The sequence below is a fragment of the Actinoplanes sp. NPDC049265 genome (assembly GCF_043197135.1).
Lineage (GTDB): Bacteria > Actinomycetota > Actinomycetes > Mycobacteriales > Micromonosporaceae > Actinoplanes.
Genome location: NZ_JBICSP010000020.1, coordinates 112,278 through 133,281, shown reverse-complemented (window position 1 = coordinate 133,281; position 21,004 = coordinate 112,278). Strand labels below are relative to the sequence as shown.

At 71.5% G+C, this 21,004-nt stretch carries 19 protein-coding genes; 15 read left to right on the top strand and 4 right to left on the bottom strand.

What is annotated here, in order from left to right:
• The first annotated feature begins 19 nt into the window (after window positions 1–19).
• A complete protein-coding gene (gene rffA, locus ACGFIO_RS35650; protein WP_392833497.1) occupies window positions 20–1,114 on the top strand; it encodes a dTDP-4-amino-4,6-dideoxygalactose transaminase in 1,095 nt (364 codons plus the stop codon).
• Window positions 1,111–1,995 (top strand): methionyl-tRNA formyltransferase, encoded by an 885-nt coding sequence (locus ACGFIO_RS35645; protein ID WP_392833494.1) that lies wholly within the window; start codon window positions 1,111–1,113, stop codon window positions 1,993–1,995. The genes rffA and ACGFIO_RS35645 overlap by 4 nt, the downstream gene beginning before the upstream one ends.
• On the opposite strand, the gene ACGFIO_RS35640 is transcribed toward ACGFIO_RS35645, so the two are convergent.
• Window positions 1,897–2,871 carry a glycosyltransferase family 2 protein gene (locus tag ACGFIO_RS35640; protein WP_392833492.1) on the bottom strand — a complete coding sequence of 325 codons (975 nt, stop codon included), beginning with the start codon at window positions 2,869–2,871 and terminating at the stop codon, window positions 1,897–1,899. The genes ACGFIO_RS35645 and ACGFIO_RS35640 overlap by 99 nt on opposite strands.
• Before the next feature lie 44 nt (window positions 2,872–2,915).
• Here ACGFIO_RS35640 and ACGFIO_RS35635 point away from each other — a divergent pair, with 44 nt between their 5' ends.
• From ACGFIO_RS35635 to ACGFIO_RS35625, 3 genes are all read left to right on the top strand, one after another.
• Window positions 2,916–4,853: a hypothetical protein gene (locus tag ACGFIO_RS35635; RefSeq protein ID WP_392833489.1), complete on the top strand. Its 1,938-nt coding sequence runs from the start codon at window positions 2,916–2,918 to the stop codon at window positions 4,851–4,853.
• 91 nt (window positions 4,854–4,944) lie between these two features.
• Window positions 4,945–5,652: a class I SAM-dependent methyltransferase gene (locus ACGFIO_RS35630; protein ID WP_392833486.1), complete on the top strand. Its 708-nt coding sequence runs from the start codon at window positions 4,945–4,947 to the stop codon at window positions 5,650–5,652.
• Window positions 5,649–6,104: a GtrA family protein gene (locus tag ACGFIO_RS35625; protein WP_392833483.1), complete on the top strand. Its 456-nt coding sequence runs from the start codon at window positions 5,649–5,651 to the stop codon at window positions 6,102–6,104. Before ACGFIO_RS35630 ends, ACGFIO_RS35625 begins: the two co-directional genes overlap by 4 nt.
• Here ACGFIO_RS35625 and rfbB read toward each other — a convergent pair.
• The gene (rfbB, locus tag ACGFIO_RS35620) at window positions 6,013–6,972 is read right to left on the bottom strand and encodes a dTDP-glucose 4,6-dehydratase (RefSeq protein WP_392833480.1); all 960 of its coding nucleotides are present in this window, start codon (window positions 6,970–6,972) and stop codon (window positions 6,013–6,015) included. The genes ACGFIO_RS35625 and rfbB overlap by 92 nt on opposite strands.
• Entirely contained in the window at window positions 6,969–8,036 is a 1,068-nt protein-coding gene (locus ACGFIO_RS35615) for a glucose-1-phosphate thymidylyltransferase (RefSeq protein ID WP_392833477.1), read from the bottom strand. The genes rfbB and ACGFIO_RS35615 overlap by 4 nt, the downstream gene beginning before the upstream one ends.
• Window positions 8,037–8,372: 336 nt before the next feature.
• On the opposite strand from ACGFIO_RS35615, the gene ACGFIO_RS35610 reads away from it, so the two are divergent.
• The 7 genes from ACGFIO_RS35610 (at window position 8,373) to ACGFIO_RS35580 (ending at window position 15,472) form a co-directional block, all read left to right on the top strand.
• Window positions 8,373–9,095 (top strand): TIGR03936 family radical SAM-associated protein, encoded by a 723-nt coding sequence (locus tag ACGFIO_RS35610; protein ID WP_392833558.1) that lies wholly within the window; start codon window positions 8,373–8,375, stop codon window positions 9,093–9,095.
• Between the two features lie 134 nt (window positions 9,096–9,229).
• Window positions 9,230–12,214 (top strand): Rne/Rng family ribonuclease, encoded by a 2,985-nt coding sequence (locus tag ACGFIO_RS35605; protein ID WP_392833474.1) that lies wholly within the window; start codon window positions 9,230–9,232, stop codon window positions 12,212–12,214.
• A gap of 79 nt (window positions 12,215–12,293) precedes the next feature.
• Entirely contained in the window at window positions 12,294–12,794 is a 501-nt protein-coding gene (locus tag ACGFIO_RS35600) for a hypothetical protein (protein WP_392833471.1), read from the top strand.
• A 158-nt stretch (window positions 12,795–12,952) separates the two neighbouring features.
• On the top strand, window positions 12,953–13,267 hold the full coding sequence (gene rplU, locus ACGFIO_RS35595) for a 50S ribosomal protein L21 (protein ID WP_392833557.1): 315 nt from the start codon (window positions 12,953–12,955) through the stop codon (window positions 13,265–13,267).
• Window positions 13,268–13,278: 11 nt separating this feature from the next.
• Complete coding sequence (gene rpmA, locus ACGFIO_RS35590; protein ID WP_392833470.1) at window positions 13,279–13,536, top strand: 50S ribosomal protein L27; 258 nt, start codon at window positions 13,279–13,281, stop codon at window positions 13,534–13,536.
• A 71-nt stretch (window positions 13,537–13,607) separates the two neighbouring features.
• Window positions 13,608–15,101 carry a GTPase ObgE gene (obgE, locus tag ACGFIO_RS35585; RefSeq protein ID WP_392833467.1) on the top strand — a complete coding sequence of 498 codons (1,494 nt, stop codon included), beginning with the start codon at window positions 13,608–13,610 and terminating at the stop codon, window positions 15,099–15,101.
• A 56-nt stretch (window positions 15,102–15,157) separates the two neighbouring features.
• A complete protein-coding gene (locus ACGFIO_RS35580; RefSeq protein ID WP_392833464.1) occupies window positions 15,158–15,472 on the top strand; it encodes a GNAT family N-acetyltransferase in 315 nt (104 codons plus the stop codon).
• Here ACGFIO_RS35580 and trpS read toward each other — a convergent pair.
• Window positions 15,466–16,419, bottom strand: a complete 954-nt coding sequence (trpS, locus tag ACGFIO_RS35575; protein WP_392833461.1) for a tryptophan--tRNA ligase — start codon at window positions 16,417–16,419, stop codon at window positions 15,466–15,468. The two genes, ACGFIO_RS35580 and trpS, sit on opposite strands and share 7 nt — an antisense overlap.
• 268 nt (window positions 16,420–16,687) lie before the next feature.
• Between trpS and pepN the strand changes: the two genes are divergently transcribed.
• The 3 genes from pepN to nadD are packed head-to-tail and all read left to right on the top strand — an operon-like array spanning window position 16,688 to window position 20,974.
• Window positions 16,688–19,183, top strand: coding sequence for an aminopeptidase N (gene pepN, locus ACGFIO_RS35570; protein ID WP_392833458.1), 2,496 nt, complete (start codon window positions 16,688–16,690; stop codon window positions 19,181–19,183).
• Window positions 19,184–19,217: 34 nt separating this feature from the next.
• Complete coding sequence (locus ACGFIO_RS35565; protein ID WP_392833456.1) at window positions 19,218–20,351, top strand: ATP-binding protein; 1,134 nt, start codon at window positions 19,218–19,220, stop codon at window positions 20,349–20,351.
• Window positions 20,352–20,365: 14 nt separating this feature from the next.
• Window positions 20,366–20,974, top strand: coding sequence for a nicotinate-nucleotide adenylyltransferase (nadD, locus tag ACGFIO_RS35560; protein WP_392833453.1), 609 nt, complete (start codon window positions 20,366–20,368; stop codon window positions 20,972–20,974).
• The last annotated feature ends 30 nt before the right edge of the window (window positions 20,975–21,004 follow it).

Below are 21,004 nucleotides of genomic sequence, written 5' to 3'. Positions count from 1 at the left end.
CCGGACGGTTGAACGGGACGTGCAGATCCCGTTCAACCGTCCGTACCGCGCGCCGCGCGAGCTCGACTACCTGGCCGAGGCGGCCGCCTCCGGGCACACCTCCGGCGACGGCCCCTTCACCCGCCGGGCCACCGCACTGGTCGAGTCGCTCACCGGTGCCGCGCACGCGCTGCTGACCACCTCGTGCACGCATGCCCTGGAACTGTGCGCGCTGCTGCTCGACCTGAAACCGGGCGACGAGGTGATCATGCCGTCGTTCACGTTCGTGTCCACCGCCAACGCGTTCGCCCTGCGCGGCGCCGTGCCCGTCTTCGTGGACTGTCGGCCGGACACCCTCAACCTGGACGAGAACCTGGTCGAGGCGGCGGTGACGCCGCGTACCCGGGCGATCGTGGTCGTCCACTACGCCGGCGTGGCCTGCGCCATGGACACCATCCTGGCCGTGGCCGGGCGCTACGGCCTGGCCGTGGTCGAGGACAACGCGCACGGGCTCGGTGGCAGCTACCGGGGGCGACCGCTGGGCAGCTTCGGCGCGCTGGCCACGCAGAGCTTCCACGCCACCAAGAACGTGTCCTGCGGCGAGGGCGGCGCGTTGCTGATCAACGATCCGTCCCTGGTCGAACGGGCGGAGATCATCCGCGAAAAAGGCACCGACCGCAGCCGGTTCTTCCGCGGCCAGGTCGACAAGTACCGGTGGATGGACATCGGGTCCAGCTATCTGCTGTCCGACCTGCTGGCGGCGGCGCTGACCGCCCAGCTGGAGGCGTTCGGGGAGATCCAGCGGGCCCGGCACGAGGTTTTCGACGCGTACGCCGCCGCCTTCGGTTTCTCGATGCCGCCCGGCCATCCGGCCCACCTGTACTACCTGCTGATGCCCGACCTGGCGGCGCGGCAGGAGCTGATCGCGCACCTGCGCGGCCGCGGGGTGCAGGCGACGTTCCACTATCAGCCGCTGCACGACGCTCCGGCGGGGGAGCGACTTGGTCGGACCGGGCCGGGCGGCTGCCCGGTGACGTCCGACGTGGCCGACCGGCTGGTGCGGCTGCCGCTCTGGGCCGGCCTGACCCCCTCCGACGTCGACCGGGTGATCTCGTCGGTCGCGGTCCCCGCATGATCGTTCTCTATGCCATGACCGCCAAGGGGGTCGCGGTCTTCGACGCCCTCGACCCCAGCCTGGTCCGGGCGGTTGTCTCGGCGCGTGATCCCGGAACGACCGACGACTCCTACCGTCAGCTGTCGGAACGCTGCGCTGAGCGGGGTGTGCCGTTCCTGGACCGTGGCGACGAGGTGCCGGCCGCACCCTATGCGCTGGCCGCCGGGTGGCGGTGGATGATTCCGGAGCTTCCCGGGCGTACCCTCATCGCCTTTCATGATTCGCTCCTGCCGCGCTACCGCGGCTTCAACCCGCTGGTCACGGCCCTGCTCGCCGGGGACGCCGAGAGCGGCGTGACCGCGCTGCTGGCCACCGGCGAATACGACCGCGGCGACATCCTCGGCCAGGTGCGGGTGTCGCTGCGACCGCGTCCGATGCGGATCGCCACCGCCGTCGACCTGATGGCCCGGGCCTACGCCGTGCTCGCGGCCGACCTCGGGCAGCGGATCGCGGCCGGAGAACGGCTCACCGCCACACCGCAGGACGACGACCTCGCGTCCTACAGCCTGTGGCGGGACGACGCCGACTACGAGATGGACTGGTCGCGGCCGGCGTCGTGGTTGCGGGACTTCGTCTACGCGGTCGGTCCGCCCTACGCCGGGGCGCGGTCTCTCCTCGACGGGCAGCCGGTGCGGATCCACGACGTGACCGCCGAGCCGGACGTGGTGGTGGCCAACCGTACCCCCGGGAAAGTGATCTTCCTGAGGGATGGCCGGCCGACCGTGGTGTGCGGCAGCGGCCTGCTACGCGTCGACGCGCTGACCGACGACGGCGGCCGTGACCTGCTTCCCCTGCGGCGCTTCCGGGTCCGGTTCGGCCGGTCGCACGACGTAGGTCGGTAGGCCGAGCCCGTTGGCGTGAATACGGCCGATGTACTCGCCCAGCACCCCGACCGCGATCATCTGCGCGGCCGAGAACAACGCCACCATCGACGCGACAGTGGTGAAGCCGGCCACCGTCGTCTCGCCCGTGAAATACAGCCACAGCACCCGGCCCAGCAGCAGCACGCCGATCAGCCCGACCAGGAAGCCCAGATACGTCACCAGGCGCAACGGCGCGGCCGAGTAGCCGAGCACCATGTTCAGCGTGTGACGCAGGAGCATGCGCAGGGTGTAACCGGAGCGGCCGTGCTCGCGCTCGTCCATGCGTACCGTCACCGAGGTCACGCTGGTCGTGCCCCAGGACAGGGCCACGTCCAGGCAGGCGTGCGGGCCGCGCAGCTCGGTGAAGCCGTCGCGGAGGAAGGTGCGGAAGGCGCGGAACGCGCTCAGCTGCCGGGCGCCCGGGACGCGGAGCAGCCGCTCCAACCCCGACTTGGCCAGCCGGGAGGCGAGGCTGCGGGCGGCGCCGTGCTCCTCCTCGGCGGCCACGCCGTAGACCAGGTCGACGTCCGGGGTGAGGGCGGCCAGCAGGGTGCCGATCTCCTCCGGGCGGTGCTGGAGGTCGTCGTCCATCGTCACCACGACCTCGTGCCGGGCCTCGCGTATGCCCGCGACCAGCGCGTTGTGCTGGCCGTAGTTGCGGCTGAGGCGCATCGCGCGGACTTCGTCGTGCCGCCGGTCGAGCCGGCTGGCGGCCGCCCAGGTGGCCCGGTCGCCGCCGTCGACCACGAGCAGTATTTCTTTGCGGCCGTCGGTGGTTATCGCGGCGAGCCGCTCGACCAGCGGCGGCAGCGTCTCGGCCGACCGGTAACAGGGGATCACGACCGAGATGTCCACTGCGCTATCCTATCTACCCATTTGTGTCAGGTACGGTCGGCGCCATGACGACCACCCTCGCGGCCACCGCGCCCCCGGTCGCCCCCGTACGTCGCTCCCGGCGCGGCCCCGCCCTGGCCCTGGCGTTCTGCGGTGCCGTGGCCGTCGTGTGGATCACCGCCGCCGCGCTCGCCGCCGGCCGCGGATACGACCTCACCGACGAGGGCTTCTACCTGCTCTCGTACCGCTGGTGGGCGATCGACCACCGCAACTTCACCGGCGTCGCCTACCTCTACGGCCCGGTGTTCGACCTGCTCGGCCACGACGTCGCCGCCCTGCGCCTGGTCCGCGTCGGCACCATCGCCGGCGCGCACCTGCTGTTCGGCCGGGCGTTCATGGCCTGGCTGCGACGCCGGCGCCCGTCCGCCCCGCCGACCCGCCTGTGGGAGGCCGCCGGGGCGACCGCGATCCTCGCCGCCGGTGGGGTCACCTACAGCTGGCTGCCGGCCACCCCCGGGTACAACGACGTGGTCCTGCTCGGGGCAATGCTCGGGCTGGCCGTCGTCTGCGTGCTCGGCCCGCGGACCTGGCCGTCGTTCGCGCTGGGCGTGCTGGCCGTGCCCGTCCTGCTGACCAAATGGGCCGCGGTGTCGGTCATGCTCCCCGTACTTCTCGCGGTGGTCGTCGTTCTTTTCCGGTACGGGTTTCCTCATCTCCTGCGGGCGGCCGGTTGGTGCATGGGCGGCTTCGCCACAGCGGCGGCGCTGGTGCACGTGCTGATCGTGCCCCTGAACGTGGCCCTGCCTCCCCTGATCGAGGTCAACCGCCTCCTGGCCGCCTCCAGCTTCGCCGTGCCCGTCCTCCTGGAGCGTTACTGGACCACCACCCGCCCCACCCTGATCGAGGTGGCCCACCACTACGGCCTGTTCCTGCTCGCCCTGGCCGCCTTGACCCACCTCCGCCCCGCGCCCCGCCCCGCTCCACTCCCGGCCGCCCGCCTCGCGTCCCGTCCCGCCCGACTTCTTGCTGCCTGCCTCCCGTCCCGTCCCGCCCGGTCCCTTGCTGCGCGCCTGGCCCCGCGTCCGGCTCCGGACCCCGCGTCCCTCCCGGCCTCGGGCCCCGTGCCGATCCCGGCCGCCCGTACCGGTGCCGCCGATGCGTATCTGTGCTCAGAGCAAAGGCGCGGCCGGGTCCTTTCCGGAGTGCTGATCGCGCTCGGTGTGGCCGGTTTCGCCCAGGCCGCCTGGCACACCGCGACCGCCGGCGGCCTCGGCGGCGGATCGGCCAACGCCGAACACTTCCTCGCCCCCGCCGTGGCCATCGCGCTGGCCGGGCTCCTCACCATCCGCGGCGACCGCCTGTTCCTGGCCCTGCTCGCCGTGGTCCCGCTCGCCTACGCCTTCGGCACCTCCAACGCTCCACTCAAGATCTCCATCAACGCCCTGGCCATCTGGGTCGCCATCCTCATCGCCGCCCTGACCAGCGGGCCGCCCGCCGGCCGAGCCCCCCGGACCCTGCTCGCCGCGGTGATCGCGGGTGGCCTGGTCGCCTCGTCCGGCATCGGGGTCGGTGGTTCCTGGCTGCACCCCTACCGTGGCCGCCCCAACACCCAGGCCACCGCCCCCGTCCCCGGCGTGCCCGAACTCGCGTCCCTGCGGCTCGACCCGGTCAGCGCCCGGCGTTACGCCACCTTGCGTGCTCGCCTCGCGCCCTATCTGGACCCACCCGGCCGCCCGATCATCGCCCTGGACAAGATGCCCGGCCTGGTCTTCCTCCTGGGTGGCCGCACCGTGGGCGAAGGATGGTACGACCCGGCCAACCGCCCCCGCACCGCCGCCGGCATCCGTGCCGCCTGCTCCACCCTGGACCGCCGCCCCCTGCTGATCCTCAACCGCCCGATGGTCCCGGCCGACCGCGCGATGCTGGGCGACTGTGGCACCGGCTACCGGCGGCTGGCCCCGCCCCGCGAAACCGCCGGCTACACCGTCTACGTCCCCTCCTGACCGCCCCGCCCACCACTGGGGTTGGGGCGGGGGCAACGACGTGGACGGGGTGGGTGGCGTTGAGGACGTAGGGACTCGAGGAGGACTTCGCTTGGATGCGAGTGATATTCATCGGCTGGCCGACGTAGAGGATCGGCACTGGTGGTTCCGGGAGCGGCGGAGCATCTTGGCCCGCTGGCTGCGTGGGCTGGAACGGGACGGTGCACCGGGGTCCGCCCTCGACATCGGGGCGGCGGGCGGCGGGAACACGCGGGTGCTGCGGCGGCACGGGTGGCGGCCGGTCGCGGTGGAATACAGCGCGGACGGTGCCCGGGTGGCGGCCGGGCGGGGGCTGATCGTGGTGCGGGGCGACGCCACCGGCCTGCCCGTGGCGGGTGGCTCGGTCGATCTGGTCACCGCGTTCGACGTGATCGAGCACATCGAGGACGACTATCTGGCGCTGGCCGAGATTCGGCGGGTGCTGAGGCCGGGCGGGACGGTGCTGGTCACCGTCCCCTGCGACATGCGGTTGTGGTCGGCGCACGACGTCGCCAGTCAGCATTTCCGGCGATACGACCGGGACGGGCTCCGCCGCGTGGTGCGGAAGGCGGGGCTGGAGATCGACGAACTGTGGAGCTGGAACGTGCTGCTCCGCCCGGTTGTGGCGGCCACCCGCAGGCGAGCCACCGGCAACGAGCTCACCCTGCCGCCGGCGCCGGTGAACGCGGCCCTTCGCGCGGCGGTGGTCGCCGAACGCTACCTGCCGGTCCAGCGCCTGCCCGGTGTCTCGCTGATGCTGCGCGCCCACCGCCCACGGTGAAGACTTCGGTGGTGCGGCGGCTGGTCGACGACCGGCGGGTGCGCTATCTGGCCGCCGGCGGGTTCAGCGCGGTGCTCTATTACGCGGTGTTCGCGGCGGGGTGGCTGGCGTTGGGGCGGGTTGTGCCCTACCTGGTGCTGGCGGTGGTGACCGGGACGTTGTGCGCGGTCGTCACCTATCCGGTGTATCGGTGCCTGGTGTTCCAGACCGGTGGGCCGGTGCTGGCCGGCTTTCTGCGCTTCTATGCCCTGTGCCTGTGGTCGCTGCTGTTCGGGATCGGGGGGCTGTGGGCGCTGGTCGAGCTGGCGGGGCTGCACGTGCTGCTCGCGCAGGCGGTGATCATGCTGCTCGGGCCGCTGATCAACTACCAGGCGGGGCGGCTGTGGGCGTTTCGGCCCACCACCGCGGATGGTCGCGGTACCACGCCACCGTCGCCGCCAAGCCCTCGGTGAAAGCGACCTCAGGGGCGTACCCCAAAGATTGGATCTTGGTGTAGTCGACGGCGTAGCGGCGGTCGTGGCCGGGGCGGTCGGGCACCCGCTCGACCCGGGACCAGTCGGCGCCGCACGCGTCCAGCAGCAGCCGGGTCATCTCGACGTTGGTCAGTTCGGTGCCGCCACCGATGTTGTAGACCTCGCCCGGCGAACCCTTGGCCAGCACCGCGCGGACGCCCCGGCAGTGGTCGGCGACGTGCAGCCAGTCGCGCACGTTGCCGCCGTCGCCGTAGAGCGGGACCGTGCGGCCGGTGAGCAGCCGCGTCACGAAGTGGGGGATCAGCTTCTCGGGGTGCTGGCGCGGCCCGTAGTTGTTCGAGCAGCGGGTGATCCGCACGTCCATGCCGTAGGTGCGGTGGTAGGCCAGGCACAGCAGGTCGGCGCCGGCCTTGGCCGCGGCGTACGGCGAGTTGGGCCGCAGCGGATCGGTCTCCGGCCACGAACCGCGCTCGATCGACCCGTACACCTCGTCCGTGCTGATCTGGACGAACGTCGTCACGCCGGCGGCGCGGGCGGCGTCCAGCAGGGTCTGCACGCCCAGCACATTGGTGCGCAGGAAGGCCGTCGGGTCGGCGATCGACCGGTCCACGTGCGTTTCGGCCGCGAAGTTGACCACGACGTCGTGGCCGGGCAGCACCGAGGCGAGCAGGTGCGGGTCGGCGATGTCGCCGCGGACGAAGGTGTGCCGGTCGCAGCCTTCGAGATTCGCGAGATTCCCGGCGTACGTCAGCCTGTCCAGAACCGTGACCCGCGCACCCTCGGCGAGCAGGTCGCGGACGAACCGGGAACCGATGAAGCCGGCGCCGCCGGTGACCAGCGCCCTCATCCGCGCAGCCGGACCGTGCTGTGGTCGCCGATGACCAGCTGGTGGGTGTTGGGCGCCTTCCGCGCGGGCGTCACCTCGACGCCCCGGCCGATCAGCGACGCCTCGATCCGGGACACCCCGCGCACCGTCGAGTCGCTCATCACGATCGAGTACTCGATCTCGGCGTCCTCGACCACGCAGCCGGCGCCGATCGAGGTGAACGGCCCCAGGTACGAGCCGACGATCTTGGTGTCGGCGCCGACCACGACCGGACCGCGCAGCACCGAGCCCTCGACCACGGCGCCCGGCTCGATCACCACCCGGCCGGTGACCTCGGTGCGGTCGTCGACCGAGCCGCCGATGCTGGTCTCGATCGACTCCAGCACGATCCGGTTGCATTCGAGCATGTCCCGGACCCGGCCGGTGTCCTTCCAGTAGCCGGTGATCAGGTGCGAGTGCACGTGGTGGCCGTGATCGATCAGCCACTGCAGGGCGTCGGTGATCTCCAGCTCGCCGCGGGCCGACGGCCGGATCGCCCGGACCGCGTCGTGCACCGCCGCGGTGAACATGTAGACGCCGACGATGGCCAGGTCGGACGCGGGGTCGTCGGGCTTCTCGGCCAGGCCGACGATCTGCCCGCTGCGACCGAGTTCGGCCACGCCGTACGAACCGGGGTCGTCGACCGGGGTGAGCAGGATCTGCGCGCTGTAGTCGCCGGCGCGGAAGGCCGACACCAGCTCCTGGATGCCGCCGACCAGGAAGTTGTCGCCGAGGTACATGACGAAGTCGTCGTCGCCGAGAAAATCACGGGCGATGAGTACGCAGTGAGCGAGGCCGAGCGGCGCCTCCTGCGGGATGTAGGTGACCCGGATGCCGAACCGGCCGCCGTCGCCGATCGCCGCGCGTACCTCGTCACCGGTGTCGCCGACGATGATCCCGACGTCGGTGATCCCGGCCGCCCGGATCGCCTCCAGGCCGTAGAAGATCACCGGCTTGTTGGCGACGGGTACGAGCTGCTTGGCCGAGGTGTTGGTCAGGGGACGCAACCGGGTACCCCGGCCACCGGCCAGGACGAGTGCCTTCATGCGCCGTTCAACGACAGTGCGAAGATGGAGAAATTCTGTGCCGGCCACCGGCGCCTGGTCCTCCGGACGGCGCGGAGAATCAACCGCCCAAAACCAGCGTAATACCGGCGCCTGGTCCTCCGGACGGCGCGGAGAATCAACCGCCAAAACCAGCGTAATACCGGCGCCTGGTCCTCCGGACGGCGCGGAGAATCAACCGCCAAAACCAGCGTAATACCGGCGCCTGGCCCTCCGGACGGCGCGGAGAGTCAACCGCCGAAACCAGCGTATTGGAGCAGAGCCATCCCCAAGAACCAGCCGGTCGGCGGTCAGGCGCCGGTCGTACAGAGAATCAGGATCCGGTACGCCAAGCGCGGCCCGCTGCGTTTCACGTCACACCGTGACTTCGCCCGCGCGTTCGAGCGGGCGTTGCGCCGGGCCGCCGTACCCATCGCCTTCTCCCAGGGTTTCCACCCCCACCCCAAGATTTCGTACGCCTCGGCCGCGCCCACCGGCGTCGGCAGCGAGGCCGAATACCTGGAGATCGGCCTGCAGGCCCCGGTCGACCCGGCCGAGCTCCGGGCCGCCCTGGACGCGGCGTTGTCGCCCGGGCTCGACGTGCTCGACGCGGTGATCGCCCGCGAGGGGACCAGCCTGGCCGACCGGATCGACGCCTCCCGCTGGCGCCTGGAGCTTCCGGGCGTCGAGCCGGCGGTGGCCGCGGACGCTCTGCAACGGTTCATGAGCGCTCCGGAAGTGCAGGTCGAGCGCATGACGAAGCAGGGCCGGCGGACGTTCGACGCGCGGGTGGCGGTGACTTCCGGCACGGTGATCGACGAACCTGCCGCACCTTCCGGGGCCGCCGCGTCGCCGTGTGCGATACTCGACCTTGTCGTACGGCAGGTCACGCCCGCCGTCCGACCCGATGACGTCCTGTCCGGTCTACGCGTGGTGGCCGGTCTGGAGCCGCCGGCGCCGCCTCGAGCGACGCGGCTGGCCCAGGGTTCACTCACCGCGCACGGGGAATTTGTTGATCCGTTGGACGCGGATCGCGAGGACGAACCCATCGGAGGGCGTTAGCCGATTCGGCTGGCGTCCGTCGGAGACTTCGGTCGACTCGACCGCCACCGCGGCGGACGGGCCCGAAAAACTTGCGGCGACCCTGCGTGGCAGCGCTCACACGCGCCCGGGGCCGCCAGAACTGGAGAGCGCCCATGCTCGATAACGAGCCACAGGGTGGGGACGAGGGCGAGGTCACACCTCAGCCTGCGGAGGCCACCGAGAGTAACGAGACCGCGGCTCCGGCGCGACGGACTCGAGCGAGGAAGAAGGCCGCTCCTCCGGCGGCACCCCCGGCGGACGAGCCCGGTGCGGCCATCGAGGTGGCCGCGACCGAGGCTCCGGTCCGGGCCCGCCGCGCCCGGAAGAAAGCGGCACCCGCCGCGGCGGCGGAACCCCCGGCTTCGGCCGCCGATTCGCCGGCTTCGGCCGCTGACTCGCCGGTCGATGAGGTGGCCGGTGTGCCGGCGCCCGCCGCCGAGAAGCCGGTGAAGCGGACCCGTGCGCGCAAGAAGGCCGCCCCGCCGCCCGCCGAGCCGATCCCTGAGCTGGCCATACCGCCCGCGCAGGCGATCGCGGAGGACGAGACGCCGGTCGCGGACGAGGACGAGGAGTCGATCGTCGTCGTCCCGCTGGACGACGAGCTGGTCGAGGAGAAGCCCGCGCCCCGCAAGCGTGGTGCCGCCCTGCCCCCGGTCGTGCTCTTCATGCCGCCGGAGGCTCAGGAGGAGCCGCCCGCCCCCGCGCGCCGCAGCCGCAAGAAGGCCGTCCCGGCCGCCGAGGCCGAGGCCCCCGAGGCGGGTGTCGAGGCCGGTTCGCCGGTGGGCCGCGCCGCCGAGGAGGAACCGGTCGAGGAGGCCCCGCGCCGCAGCAGCCGCCGCCGGCGCCGGGGTGCGGCCGAGGAGGCGCCGGCCGAGGCCGAGGCCCCCGTCGTCGCCGAGCTGCCCGCGCTGGAAGAGGTCGACGAGAGCGCCGACGACGTCGAGGACGACGCCGCCGACGATGACACCGAGGACGACGAGTCGGGCACCGGTCGCCGGCGTCGTCGCCGGGGCCGCCGTGGCCGTGGCCGCGGCAAGGGCCCGGCCGACGAGAACGACGAGGGTGAGGACGGCGAGCCCGTCGCCGCGGACGCCGGCGAGAGTGAGCCCGAGGGCGAGGACGACGAGGAGGGCGACGGGGTCACCCGGCGTCGCCGCCGTCGCCGCCGGAAGGGCGCCGGTGGCAGCGACGACACCGGCGGCGTCGAGGACGGCGTGCACACCGTGGTCCGGGTCCGCGAGCCCCGGCGCAGCGACGAGGTGCAGGGCGTCTCCGGTTCGACCCGGCTCGAGGCCAAGCGCCAGCGCCGCCGGGACGGCCGCGAGCAGCGCCGCACCCGGCCGCCGATCCTGAGCGAGTCGGAGTTCCTGGCCCGGCGGGAGGCGGTCGACCGGGTCATGGTCGTGCGCCAGAAGCCGGACCGGACCCAGATCGCCGTGCTCGAGGACGGGGTGCTGGTCGAGCACTACGTGTCCCGGTCCACCTCCGGCACCATGGTCGGCAACGTCTACCTCGGCAAGGTCCAGAACGTGCTGCCCAGCATGGAGGCGGCGTTCGTGGACGTCGGCCGGGGGCGTAACGCCGTGCTCTACGCCGGCGAGGTCAACTGGGACGCCACCGGGCTGGAAGGGCGGGCCCGCTCGATCGAGCAGGCGCTGCGCTCCGGTGACTCGGTGCTGGTGCAGGTGACCAAGGACCCGATCGGGCACAAGGGCGCGCGGCTGTCGAGCCATATCGCGTTGTCGGGGCGGCACCTGGTCTACGTACCCAATGGGAATGCCTCGGGGATCAGCCGCAAGCTGCCGGACACCGAGCGCAAGCGCCTCCGCGACGTGCTGAAGAAGCTGGTGCCGGACGGCGCGGGCGTGATCGTGCGGACCGCGGCCGAGGGGGCCAGCGAGGACGAGCTGGCCCGCGACGTCAAGCGGTTGCAGGCGCAGTGGGAGGACATCCAGGCCAAGGCCGCGCAGGGGCACGCCCCGGCGGCGCTGTCCGAGGAGCCCGACCTGGTCATCCGGGTGGTCCGTGACCTGTTCAACGAGGACTTCAACGAGCTTGTGGTCCAAGGTGACCAGGCCTACGGCGAGATCGAGAACTACCTCAACAGCGTCTCGCCCGACCTGGTCGAGCGGCTGCACCGGCACGCCGGGGCCAGCGACATCTTCGCCGACAAGCGCATCGACGAGCAGATCCTCAAGGGCCTGGACCGCAAGGTCTTCCTGCCCTCCGGCGGTCACCTGGTGATCGACCGCACCGAGGCGATGACCGTGGTCGACGTGAACACCGGTAAGTACACCGGGGCCGGCGGCAACCTGGAGGAGACGGTCACTCGCAACAACCTGGAGGCGGCCGAGGAGATCGTGCGCCAGCTGCGGCTGCGTGACCTGGGCGGCATCGTGGTGATCGACTTCATCGACATGGTGCTGGAGAGCAACCGGGAGCTGGTGTTGCGCCGGCTGACCGAGTGCCTGGGCCGGGACCGGACCAAGCACCAGGTCACCGAGATCACCTCGCTGGGCCTGGTGCAGATGACCCGCAAGCGGATCGGCGCCGGCCTGCTGGAGGCGTTCAGCGAGACCTGCGACCACTGCAAGGGCCGCGGCGTCATGATCCACACCGAGCCGGTGCCCGAGAAGCGCTCGTCCGGCGTGGTCAACCAGGTCAAGGCGGTGGCGGCGGCGCCCACCACGCCGACCAAGTCGTCGCGCCGGCGCGGCCGCAACGCCGAGCCCGCACCGGCGGAGGAGCCGGTGGCCGAGGTCGCGGTCGAGGTCGAGGCGCCGGTCTTCGAGACGGTCGTCGAGCCGGTGGCCGAGCCGGTGGAGGCGCCGCCGGTGGCACCCGTGGCGCCGGTGGCCGGGTCGGGCATCATCGGCGCGCGGCCGGTGCTGACCACGAATGAGAGCGACGACGACTACGACATGAGCGGGTACGACCTGTCGCGGTTCGAGGCGAACGGTTCGGGGCCGCTGGCTGGTTCCGACGACCCGGACGCGGCCGGCGAGGACGACGAGGATGACGACGACGAGCCGGTGGGTGCCGGCGCGGGCCGTCGGCGGTCGCGTCGCGGGGGAACCCGGCGGCGTACGCGCCCCTGATCGATGTGGGGATGGCGGTTCGGTAAAGAAAGTTAACTGCCGAGCCGTCATCGCCATCGACGTCGGTTACTATCCCCCGATGCGACGCCTGGTCCTCCTGCTCCTGCTCCTGCCGCTGGCCGCCTGCTCGACCGGGCCGGCCGGCGGGAAGACGGCCGCGCCGGCCACCATTCCGGCGCCGGGCGCCTCGGCCACCGTGCCGCCGCCCAGCTCCACGGCCCCGGCGGACACGTCCGGTGACGCCAAGCTGTCGCAGGACACCAAGGCCATCTGCGCCCAGGCCGACAAGCTCACCACCAGCTTCGGCGCCACGTTCAGCCAGGACCTCAAGGCGCTGATCGACTCGGCCCAGAATGCGAAGCAGAAGGCCGAGGTCGAGCAGAAGACCAAGCGGGACGTGCAGAACTTCTCGTTCGCGCTCACCGACCTCTCCAGGCTCGCCGCCGACTCCGACCTCAAAAAGGCGCTGGCCGGGATGGGCAAGGAGGTCACCGCGCTCAAGGGTGACGTGCGTCAGCTCGATGCCGGCCAGCTGGGCGAGCTGAGCGGTAAGCTGGACAAGGCCTGCGGCCGGTCGTGACACCCCGGTTTGGGAGTGGGCACGCCGATGAAGTACGCTAATCAACGGCGCTTTTCCAAGCGCCATCTTCCTGTGCGGCCCTGACGGGCGCCGGGATGAGCACCATCCGCCAAGCAGCGCAAACCTGGGCTGCGCAAGTGTCAGGGAGTCCGCGTCCGATGTACGCGATCGTCAAGACCGGCGGCAAGCAGTACAAGGTTGCCGAGGGCGACGTGATCGAGGTCGAGAAGCTCGCGGGTGTTCCCGGCGACTCGCTGACGCTCGCTCCGCTCCTCCTCGTCGACGGTGACGATCTGGTGACCGATGCGGCCAAGCTTGCCAAGGTGACGGTGTCCGGCGAGATCGCCGAGCACACCAAGGGTCCGAAGATCCGGATCCACAAGTTCAAGAACAAGACCGGCTACCACAAGCGCCAGGGTCACCGTCAGCCGCTGACCCGCGTCAAGGTGACCGGCATCTCCACCGGGAAGTAGGGGCAGCAGCCATGGCTCACAAAAAGGGTGCGTCCAGCTCGCGCAACGGCCGTGACTCCGCCGCCCAGCGGCTCGGTGTCAAGCGCTTCGGCGGCCAGCTGGTGAACGCCGGCGAGATCATCGTCCGGCAGCGCGGCACCAAGTTCCACCCGGGCGACCTGGTCGGCCGCGGTGGCGACGACACACTGTTCGCGCTGGCGCAGGGCAACGTGCAGTTCGGCATCAAGCGCGGCCGCAAGACGGTCAGCATCGTGCCGGTGGCACAGTAACCATCTCTCTCGGCGGGCCGCGGACCTGAAAGGGTCCCGCGGCCCGTTGTGTTTTCAGCAGGAGTGACAAAGTGACCACGTTCGTCGACCGGGTCGTGCTGCACCTTCAAGCGGGTGACGGCGGCCACGGCTGCGTGTCCGTCAAGCGGGAGAAGTTCAAGCCGCTGGGCGGGCCGGACGGCGGCGACGGCGGCCACGGCGGCGGCGTCACGCTGCAGGTCGACCCGCAGCTGCACACGCTGCTCGACTTCCACTTCCGGCCGCACATCAAGGCGTCCAACGGCGGCGGGGGAGCCGGCGCCAACCGGGACGGTGCGAAGGGCGCCGACCTGGTCCTCAAGGTGCCGGACGGCACTGTCGTGCTGACCACCGAGGGTGAGGTGCTGGCCGACCTGATCGGGGCCGACGCCTCGTTCGAGGTGGCCCGGGGCGGGCGCGGCGGGCGCGGCAACGCCTCGCTGGCCAACACCCGGCGCAAGGTGCCGGGCTTCGCCGAGCTGGGCGAGCCGGGCGACCGCTTCGACGTGGTGCTCGAGTTGAAGAGCGTGGCCGACGTCGGGCTGGTCGGCTTCCCGTCGGCCGGCAAGTCGTCGCTGATCTCGGTGATCTCGGCGGCCAAGCCCAAGATCGCCGACTACCCGTTCACCACGCTGGTGCCCAACCTGGGCGTGGTGCAGGCGGGCGAGCAGACCTTCACCGTCGCCGACGTGCCCGGCCTGATCCCGGGCGCGGCCACCGGCAAGGGGCTGGGCATGCAGTTCCTGCGGCACATCGAGCGGACCTCGGTGCTGGTCCACGTGCTCGACGCGGCGACGCCCGAGATCGAGCGTGACCCGCTGGCCGACCTCGACGCGATCGAGGCCGAGCTGGCCGCGTACGGCGGGCTGGAGGACCGGCCCCGGATCGTGGTGCTCAACAAGATCGACGTGCCGGACGGGCGGGACCTGGCCGAGATGGTCAGGCCCGACCTGGAGGCTCGTGGCTACCCGGTGTTCATGGTCAGCGCGGTCACCCGTGAGGGCCTCAAGGAGCTGGTCTTCGCCCTGGCCAAGGCGGTCGACGAGCACCGGTTGGCGGCGCCGCCGGCCGAGCCGTCCCGGGCCGTGCTGCGGCCCCGGGCGCTGGATGAGAAGGGCTTCACGATCGAGCAGGACGCCGACGACGTGTACGTCATCCGGGGCGTCCAGGTCGAGCGCTGGATCCTGCAGACGAACTTCGACAACGAGGAGGCCATCGGCTATCTGGCCGACCGGCTGGAACGCCTCGGCGTCGAGGCCGCGCTGGCCAAGAAGGGTGCCCAGCCGGGCGACCCGGTGCGGATCGGCGCCCAGGAGTTCGACTGGCAGCCCAACGGCGGCGAGTACGTCCAGGGCCCGCGCGGCACCGACTCGCGCCTGGAGGACAAGTCCGGCCGGGCCACCGCCGCCCAGCGCCTGGCCGCCCGCAAGGCCCGCCGGGTGCGCTCCGACGACGAGCTGTTGCACATGGCCCCGGACGGCACGGTGACCACCGTGGCCAACGCGAACAGACCGGTCCTGGTGGAGGACGACGACACCGAGGAATAGATTCCCGGCCAGCTGGGCGCAACCCGCGCGAAACGGACCGAGAATAGGATTTCGTCGTGCAGATCCAGACGCGCGAGGCGCTCGACCCCGAGGTCGTCGCCCTGCTCATGGCGCGGCGGCGGGAGCTGGCCGCGTCCGGCGTCGAGGCGGCTGACGCCGAGGACGGGCACTTCCTGGTCGCGATGATCGGTGGCCACGCGGTCGCCTTCGGCGTGTGGGAGCCCCGAGGCGCCGGCGGGGCGGAGCTCACCTGTGTGTACGTCCGGCCGTCCTTCCGCGGCCGGGGCATCACCGTGGCGCTGACCGTCGCGCTCGAGGAGGAAGCCCTGGCCACGGGTCGGCAGCTGGTGGCGCGGCCGCTCGTTCAATAGACGCCGACGGCCTCCTTGGCCCGGCGTACCGTGGCCTCGGCCGTCGGAAGCACCCGCTCGCGCCCCGCGTCCAGCACCGAACGCACGTGGCCGGGGTCCTTGGCCAGCTCGGCGTGACGCGCCCGGATCGGCGCCAGCATTTCCTCGACCGCGTCGGCCACAGCGGTCTTGAGCGCGCCGTAGGACGTGAAGTCGGCCGACCCGCCGCAGGCCTCGAGGATGGTCAGCAGGTTGGTCACCCCGGGCTGGCCGACCGGATCACGACGAACCTCACCGAGCGTGTCGGTGACCGCGCGCATGATCGTCTTGCGGACCTTGGCCGGCGGGTCCAGCAGCCCGATCCGGCCCACGTCGCCGGCGGCGCTCTTGCTCATCTTGGCGGCCGGGTCGGCCAGGTTCATCACCCGTGCCACCCCGGCCGGCAGCACGCCGACCGGCACCCGGAACGTCGGGCCGTAGCGCTTGTTGAACCGCTCGGCGACCGTCCGGGCCAGCTCCAGGTGCTGGTTCTGGTCGTCGCCGACCGGCACCTCGTCGCTGTCGTGGACCAGGATGTCGGCCGCCATCAGCACCGGGTAGGTGAGCAGGCTGAGCCGCACCGGGCCGCCGCGCGCCGACTTCTCCTTGAACTGGATCATGCGGGCCGCCTCGCCGTAGCCGGTCGCGCATTCGAGCAGGTAGTGCAGCTCGTAGTGGGCCGGCACGCTGGACTGCGCGAACAGCGTGGTGCGGGACGGATCGAGGCCGGCCGCGAGCAGCAGGGTGGCGGTCTCCAGGGTCAGCTCGCGCAGCCGCGCCGGGTCGTGGTCCATGGTCATCGCGTGCAGGTCGGCCACGAACACCAGCGACTCGTTGGTCTCCTGCGCCGCGATCATCGGCAGCATCGCGCCCAGCAGATTGCCCAGGTGGAGGCGCCCGGTCGGTTGAAAGCCGGTCAGTCTTTTCATGATCAAACCCTTTCGTGAGGTACGCCGAGCGGTCCTCACGAAAGACACCGTGTGCACCAGAGCACAGAAACGGCCGCCTGCGTGAGGCGGCCGTAGCGTCGGTTTCGCGTGTCGGGTGGGCCGCCCTTGAGACTCGTTTCAAATTCGAATCCGGGGCGGCGTGGCTTGGGGCGAATTTGAAACAAGTCTTAAGGCAGCCACCAAGCAAGAGTCGACACGCGCATGACAGGAGCATCCCGGGCTGTCGCGTACCGGCATGATTGTCGGCATGCCCTTGACCCGTGCCGAGGCCACCGAGCGGGCCGCGACGATCGATGTCCAGTCGTACGAGATCGACCTGGATCTGACCGACCCGGCCGGCTCGTTCCTGTCCCGCACCGTGGTCCGGTTCGCCGCGACCGAGGGCGGCGCCACCTTCGCCGACCTGGAGCCGGCCGAGCTGATCGCGGCCACCCTGAACGGCGCCGAACTGGACCCGGCCACGCTGACCGGCAAGCGGCTGCCGCTGACCGGGCTGGCCGCCGCCAACGAGCTGGTGGTCGAGGCGCGGATGCGGTTCGCCAACGACGCCGAGGGCCTGCACCGCTACGTCGACCCGAGCGACAAGCGCACCTACCTGTACGCCAACCTGTTCCTGGACGGCGCCCGCAAGGTGTTCGCCTGCTTCGACCAGCCCGACCTGAAGGCGCCGGTGACGCTGCGGGTGACCGCCGCACCGGAGTGGGTGGTGGCCGCGAACGCCCCGATCGCCTCGGCCGCGGGCGGGCGCTGGGAGTTCGCGCCGACCGTGCCGCTGGCCACCTACTTCGTGACGCTGCTGGCCGGGCCGTACCACGAGGTGCGGGACGAGCACGCCGGCCGGCCGCTGGCCGTCTACGCGCGGCAGTCGCTGGGAAGCTACCTGGACGAGCAGGCGCCCGAGCTGTTCGAGATCACCAAGCAGTGCCTCGACCGGTACGCCGAGCTGTTCGACGTGCCGTACCCGTTCGGCCACTACCAGCAGGCGTTCGTGCCCGAGTTCAACGCCGGCGCGATGGAGAACCCGGGCCTGGTCACGTTCCGGGACGAGTTCGTCTACCAGTCGGCGGTGACCGACAGCGAGCGGCAGCTGCGGGCGGCCGTGATCGCGCACGAGATGGCCCACATGTGGTTCGGCGACCTGGTCACCATGCGCTGGTGGGACGACCTGTGGCTGAACGAGTCGTTCGCCGAGTACATGGGTTACCGGGTGACCGACGAGGCGACCCGCTTCCCCGGTGCCTGGACCAGTTTCGCGGTGGCCCGCAAGTCCTGGGGGCTGCGCGCCGACCAGTTGCCGTCCACGCATCCGGTGGCACCGTCCGAGGTGGATGACACCGAGCTGGCGCTGCTCAACTTCGACGGCATCTCGTACGCGAAGGGCGCGTGCGTGCTCAAGCAGCTGGTCGCCTTCCTCGGCGACGACGTGTTCCTGGCCGGGGTCAACGAGCACTTCGGCGCCCACCAGTTCGGCAACGCGACGCTGGCCGACCTGCTCGGCGCGCTGACCAAGGCGAGCGGCCGCGACCTGAGTGCCTGGGCCGAGGCGTGGCTGCGTACCGCCGAGGTGAACACCCTGCGCACCGAGGTCGCACTGGCCGACGACGGCACGTACGCCGAGGTGGCGATCGCGCAGACCGCGCATCCGAGCCACCCGGTGCTGCGGCCGCACCGGATCGGCCTGGGCGTCTACGACCGCGCCGCCGACGCCACGGTGAGCCGCCGCGCCCTGTTCGAGGTGGACATCCCGGCCGGCGCCGAGCGGACCGTGGTGCCCGAGCTGACCGGGGCCGCGCCGGCCGATCTGCTGCTGCTCAACGACGGTGACCTGGGGTTCGCCAAGATCCGCCTGGACGACGCCTCGTTGGCCGGTGTGCCCACCCTGCTGCCCCTGCTGGGCGACTCGCTGGCCCGCGCGGTGATCTGGGGCGCGATCATCGACGCCGCCCGCGACGCCGAACGGCCGGTGGCCGAGCTGGTCACCCTGGTGCTGTCGGCGCTGCCGATGGAGACCGAGGTGGTGATCATCGAGGACGTGCTGGCGATCACCCGCCGGCTGGTCGACCGGTACGCCATCCCAGAGACCCGCCCGGCCGCGCTGGAACTGCTGGCCCAGGCCTGCGACCGGCTGCTGACCGTGGCCGAGCCGGGCGGCTCCCGGCAGCTGGCCGCGGTCCGGGCGCTGATCGCGTCGACCGTGGACACCGCCCGGATCCGCGGCTGGCTCGACGACGACGGCGTGCCCGAGGGGTTGGCGGTCGACGCCGAGCTGCGCTGGCACATCCTCTACCGGCTGGTGAAGCTGGGCGCGGCCACCGACGCCGAGATCGAGGCCGAGTTCGCCCGGGACCGGACGGCCACCGGCGAGCGCTTCGCCGTGCGCTGCCGGGCCGCGCTGCCGTCGGCCGAGGCGAAGGCGGCGGCCTGGCGGAGCATCGTCGACCCGGCCACGTCGGCCCGGATGGCCGAGGCGGCGGCGCTCGGCTTCTGGCATCCGGAGCAGACCGCGCTGACCGAGGCGTACGTGGCCCGCTACTTCGCCGAGATGCCGGGGCTGTTCGGTGAGCGGGGCGGCTACGGGGCCGAGCTCATCGCCACCGCGCTCTACCCGTCGCTGGCCGTGGCCGAGTCCACTCGCACCCTGGCGGCCGGCCTGCTCGCCCAGCCCGGCATGAACGCCTCGCTGCGCCGCACCGTGGTCGACAGCGACGACGACATGCGGAAGGCCCTGCTGGCCCGAAGTTGACCCGAATGACCGTTTCTGCCCGTACGCTAAAAATGTGGGTAATGAGCGGGCTGAACGCCTGGAAGGTCTGGGCCGGCTTGCCGGTGGGATCGCGCACGACTTCAACAACCTGCTGGGCGTGATCCTCAACTACGCCAACTTCGTGATCGAGGAGGCGTCGGGGGGCAAGCCCGACCTGGCGGCCATCGCCGACGACGCCCGGCAGATCGTCCGGGCCGGCGAGCGCGGCACCGATCTCACCCACAAGCTGCTGGCCTTCGCCCGCCGCGAGGTCGCGCGCCCCCGGGTGGTGGACTTCAACGAGGTCGTGACCGGCCTCGAGGCGACCGTGCGGGCCGAGATCAACGACAACATCGAGCTGACCGTACGCCCGGGTCCGGACCTGCCCCCGGTGACCTGCGACCCCGGCCAGATCGAGCAGGTGCTCGCAAGCCTGGCCGCGAACGCCCGCGACGCCATGCCCGACGGCGGCACGCTTGTCATCGACACCGCCTGCCAGCGGATCAGCGCGGGGCACCCCGAGCTCGAACCCGGCGAATACGTGCGATTACGCGTCTCCGATTCCGGTGAGGGCATGCCGCCGGAGGTGGCCGAACGCGCGTTCGAGCCGTTCTACAGCACCCGGACCGGCAGCACCGGGCTCGGGCTGGCCACCGTCATCGGGCTCGCCGGTCAGGCCGGTGGCACCGCGTCGCTGACCTCCGAACCGGGCGTCGGCACCACGGTCACCGTGCTGCTGCCGATCGGCTCGGCCGAGCAGGCCGACCCGCTGGCCTCGGCGCCGCCGCCGAGCGCCGGGAACGGCGAAACGCTGCTGGTCGTCGAGGACGAGGCGGCGCTGCGCGACGTGGCCGGGCGGATCCTTTCGGGCGCCGGGTACCACGTGCTCACCGCCGACGGCGGCCGGCAGGCGCTGGAGCTGGCCGCGCTGCACGAGGGCGAGATCGACCTGCTGGTCAGCGACGTGGTGATGCCCGGGATGCTGGGCAACGAGCTGGCCGAGCGGCTGGTCGACGTGCGGCCCGGCACCCGGGTGCTGTTCATGTCCGGGTACGCCCAGCCGGTGCTCGCCGCCCAGGGCAACCTGGAGCCCGGGGTGGCACTCCTGGAGAAGCCGTTCACTGCTGGTGATCTCCTCAGTGCCGTACGCAAGCAACTCGATGGTTGATCTATATTTCTTCGATGGGCGGCAAGCGGATCGGCATCATGGGTGGCACGTTCGACCCGATCCACAACGGTCACCTGGTCGCGGCGAGCGAGGTCGCCGCACGGTTCGAACTGGACGAGGTCGTCTTCGTGCCGACCGGCGAACCGTGGCAGAAGCCGCTCGGCGTGACACCGGCCGAGGACCGCTACCTGATGACGGTGATCGCCACCGCCTCGAACCCGCAGTTCCAAGTCAGCCGGGCCGACATCGACCGCACCGGCCCGACCTACACCGTCGACACGCTTCGTGACCTGCGCGCCGACCACGGGCCGGACGCCGAGTTGTTCTTCATCACCGGTGCCGACGCCCTGGAGAAGATCCTCTCCTGGAAGGACGCGCTCGAGGTCTTCTCGCTGGCCCACTTCATCGGGGTGACCCGGCCCGGCTTCGAACTGTCCGACAAACACCTGCCGGCCGACACCGTACGCCTGGTCGAGGTACCCGCCATGGCCATCTCATCGAGTGACTGCCGGGCTCGCGTGCGCTCCGGGAAACCGGTGTGGTACCTGGTCCCGGACGGTGTTGTGCAATACATCGCCAAACGGGGCCTGTATCGGGCTAGCGGGAATGTCACACCTGTGTGAGACGCTTGACTCTCCTGGACCTGACTCATA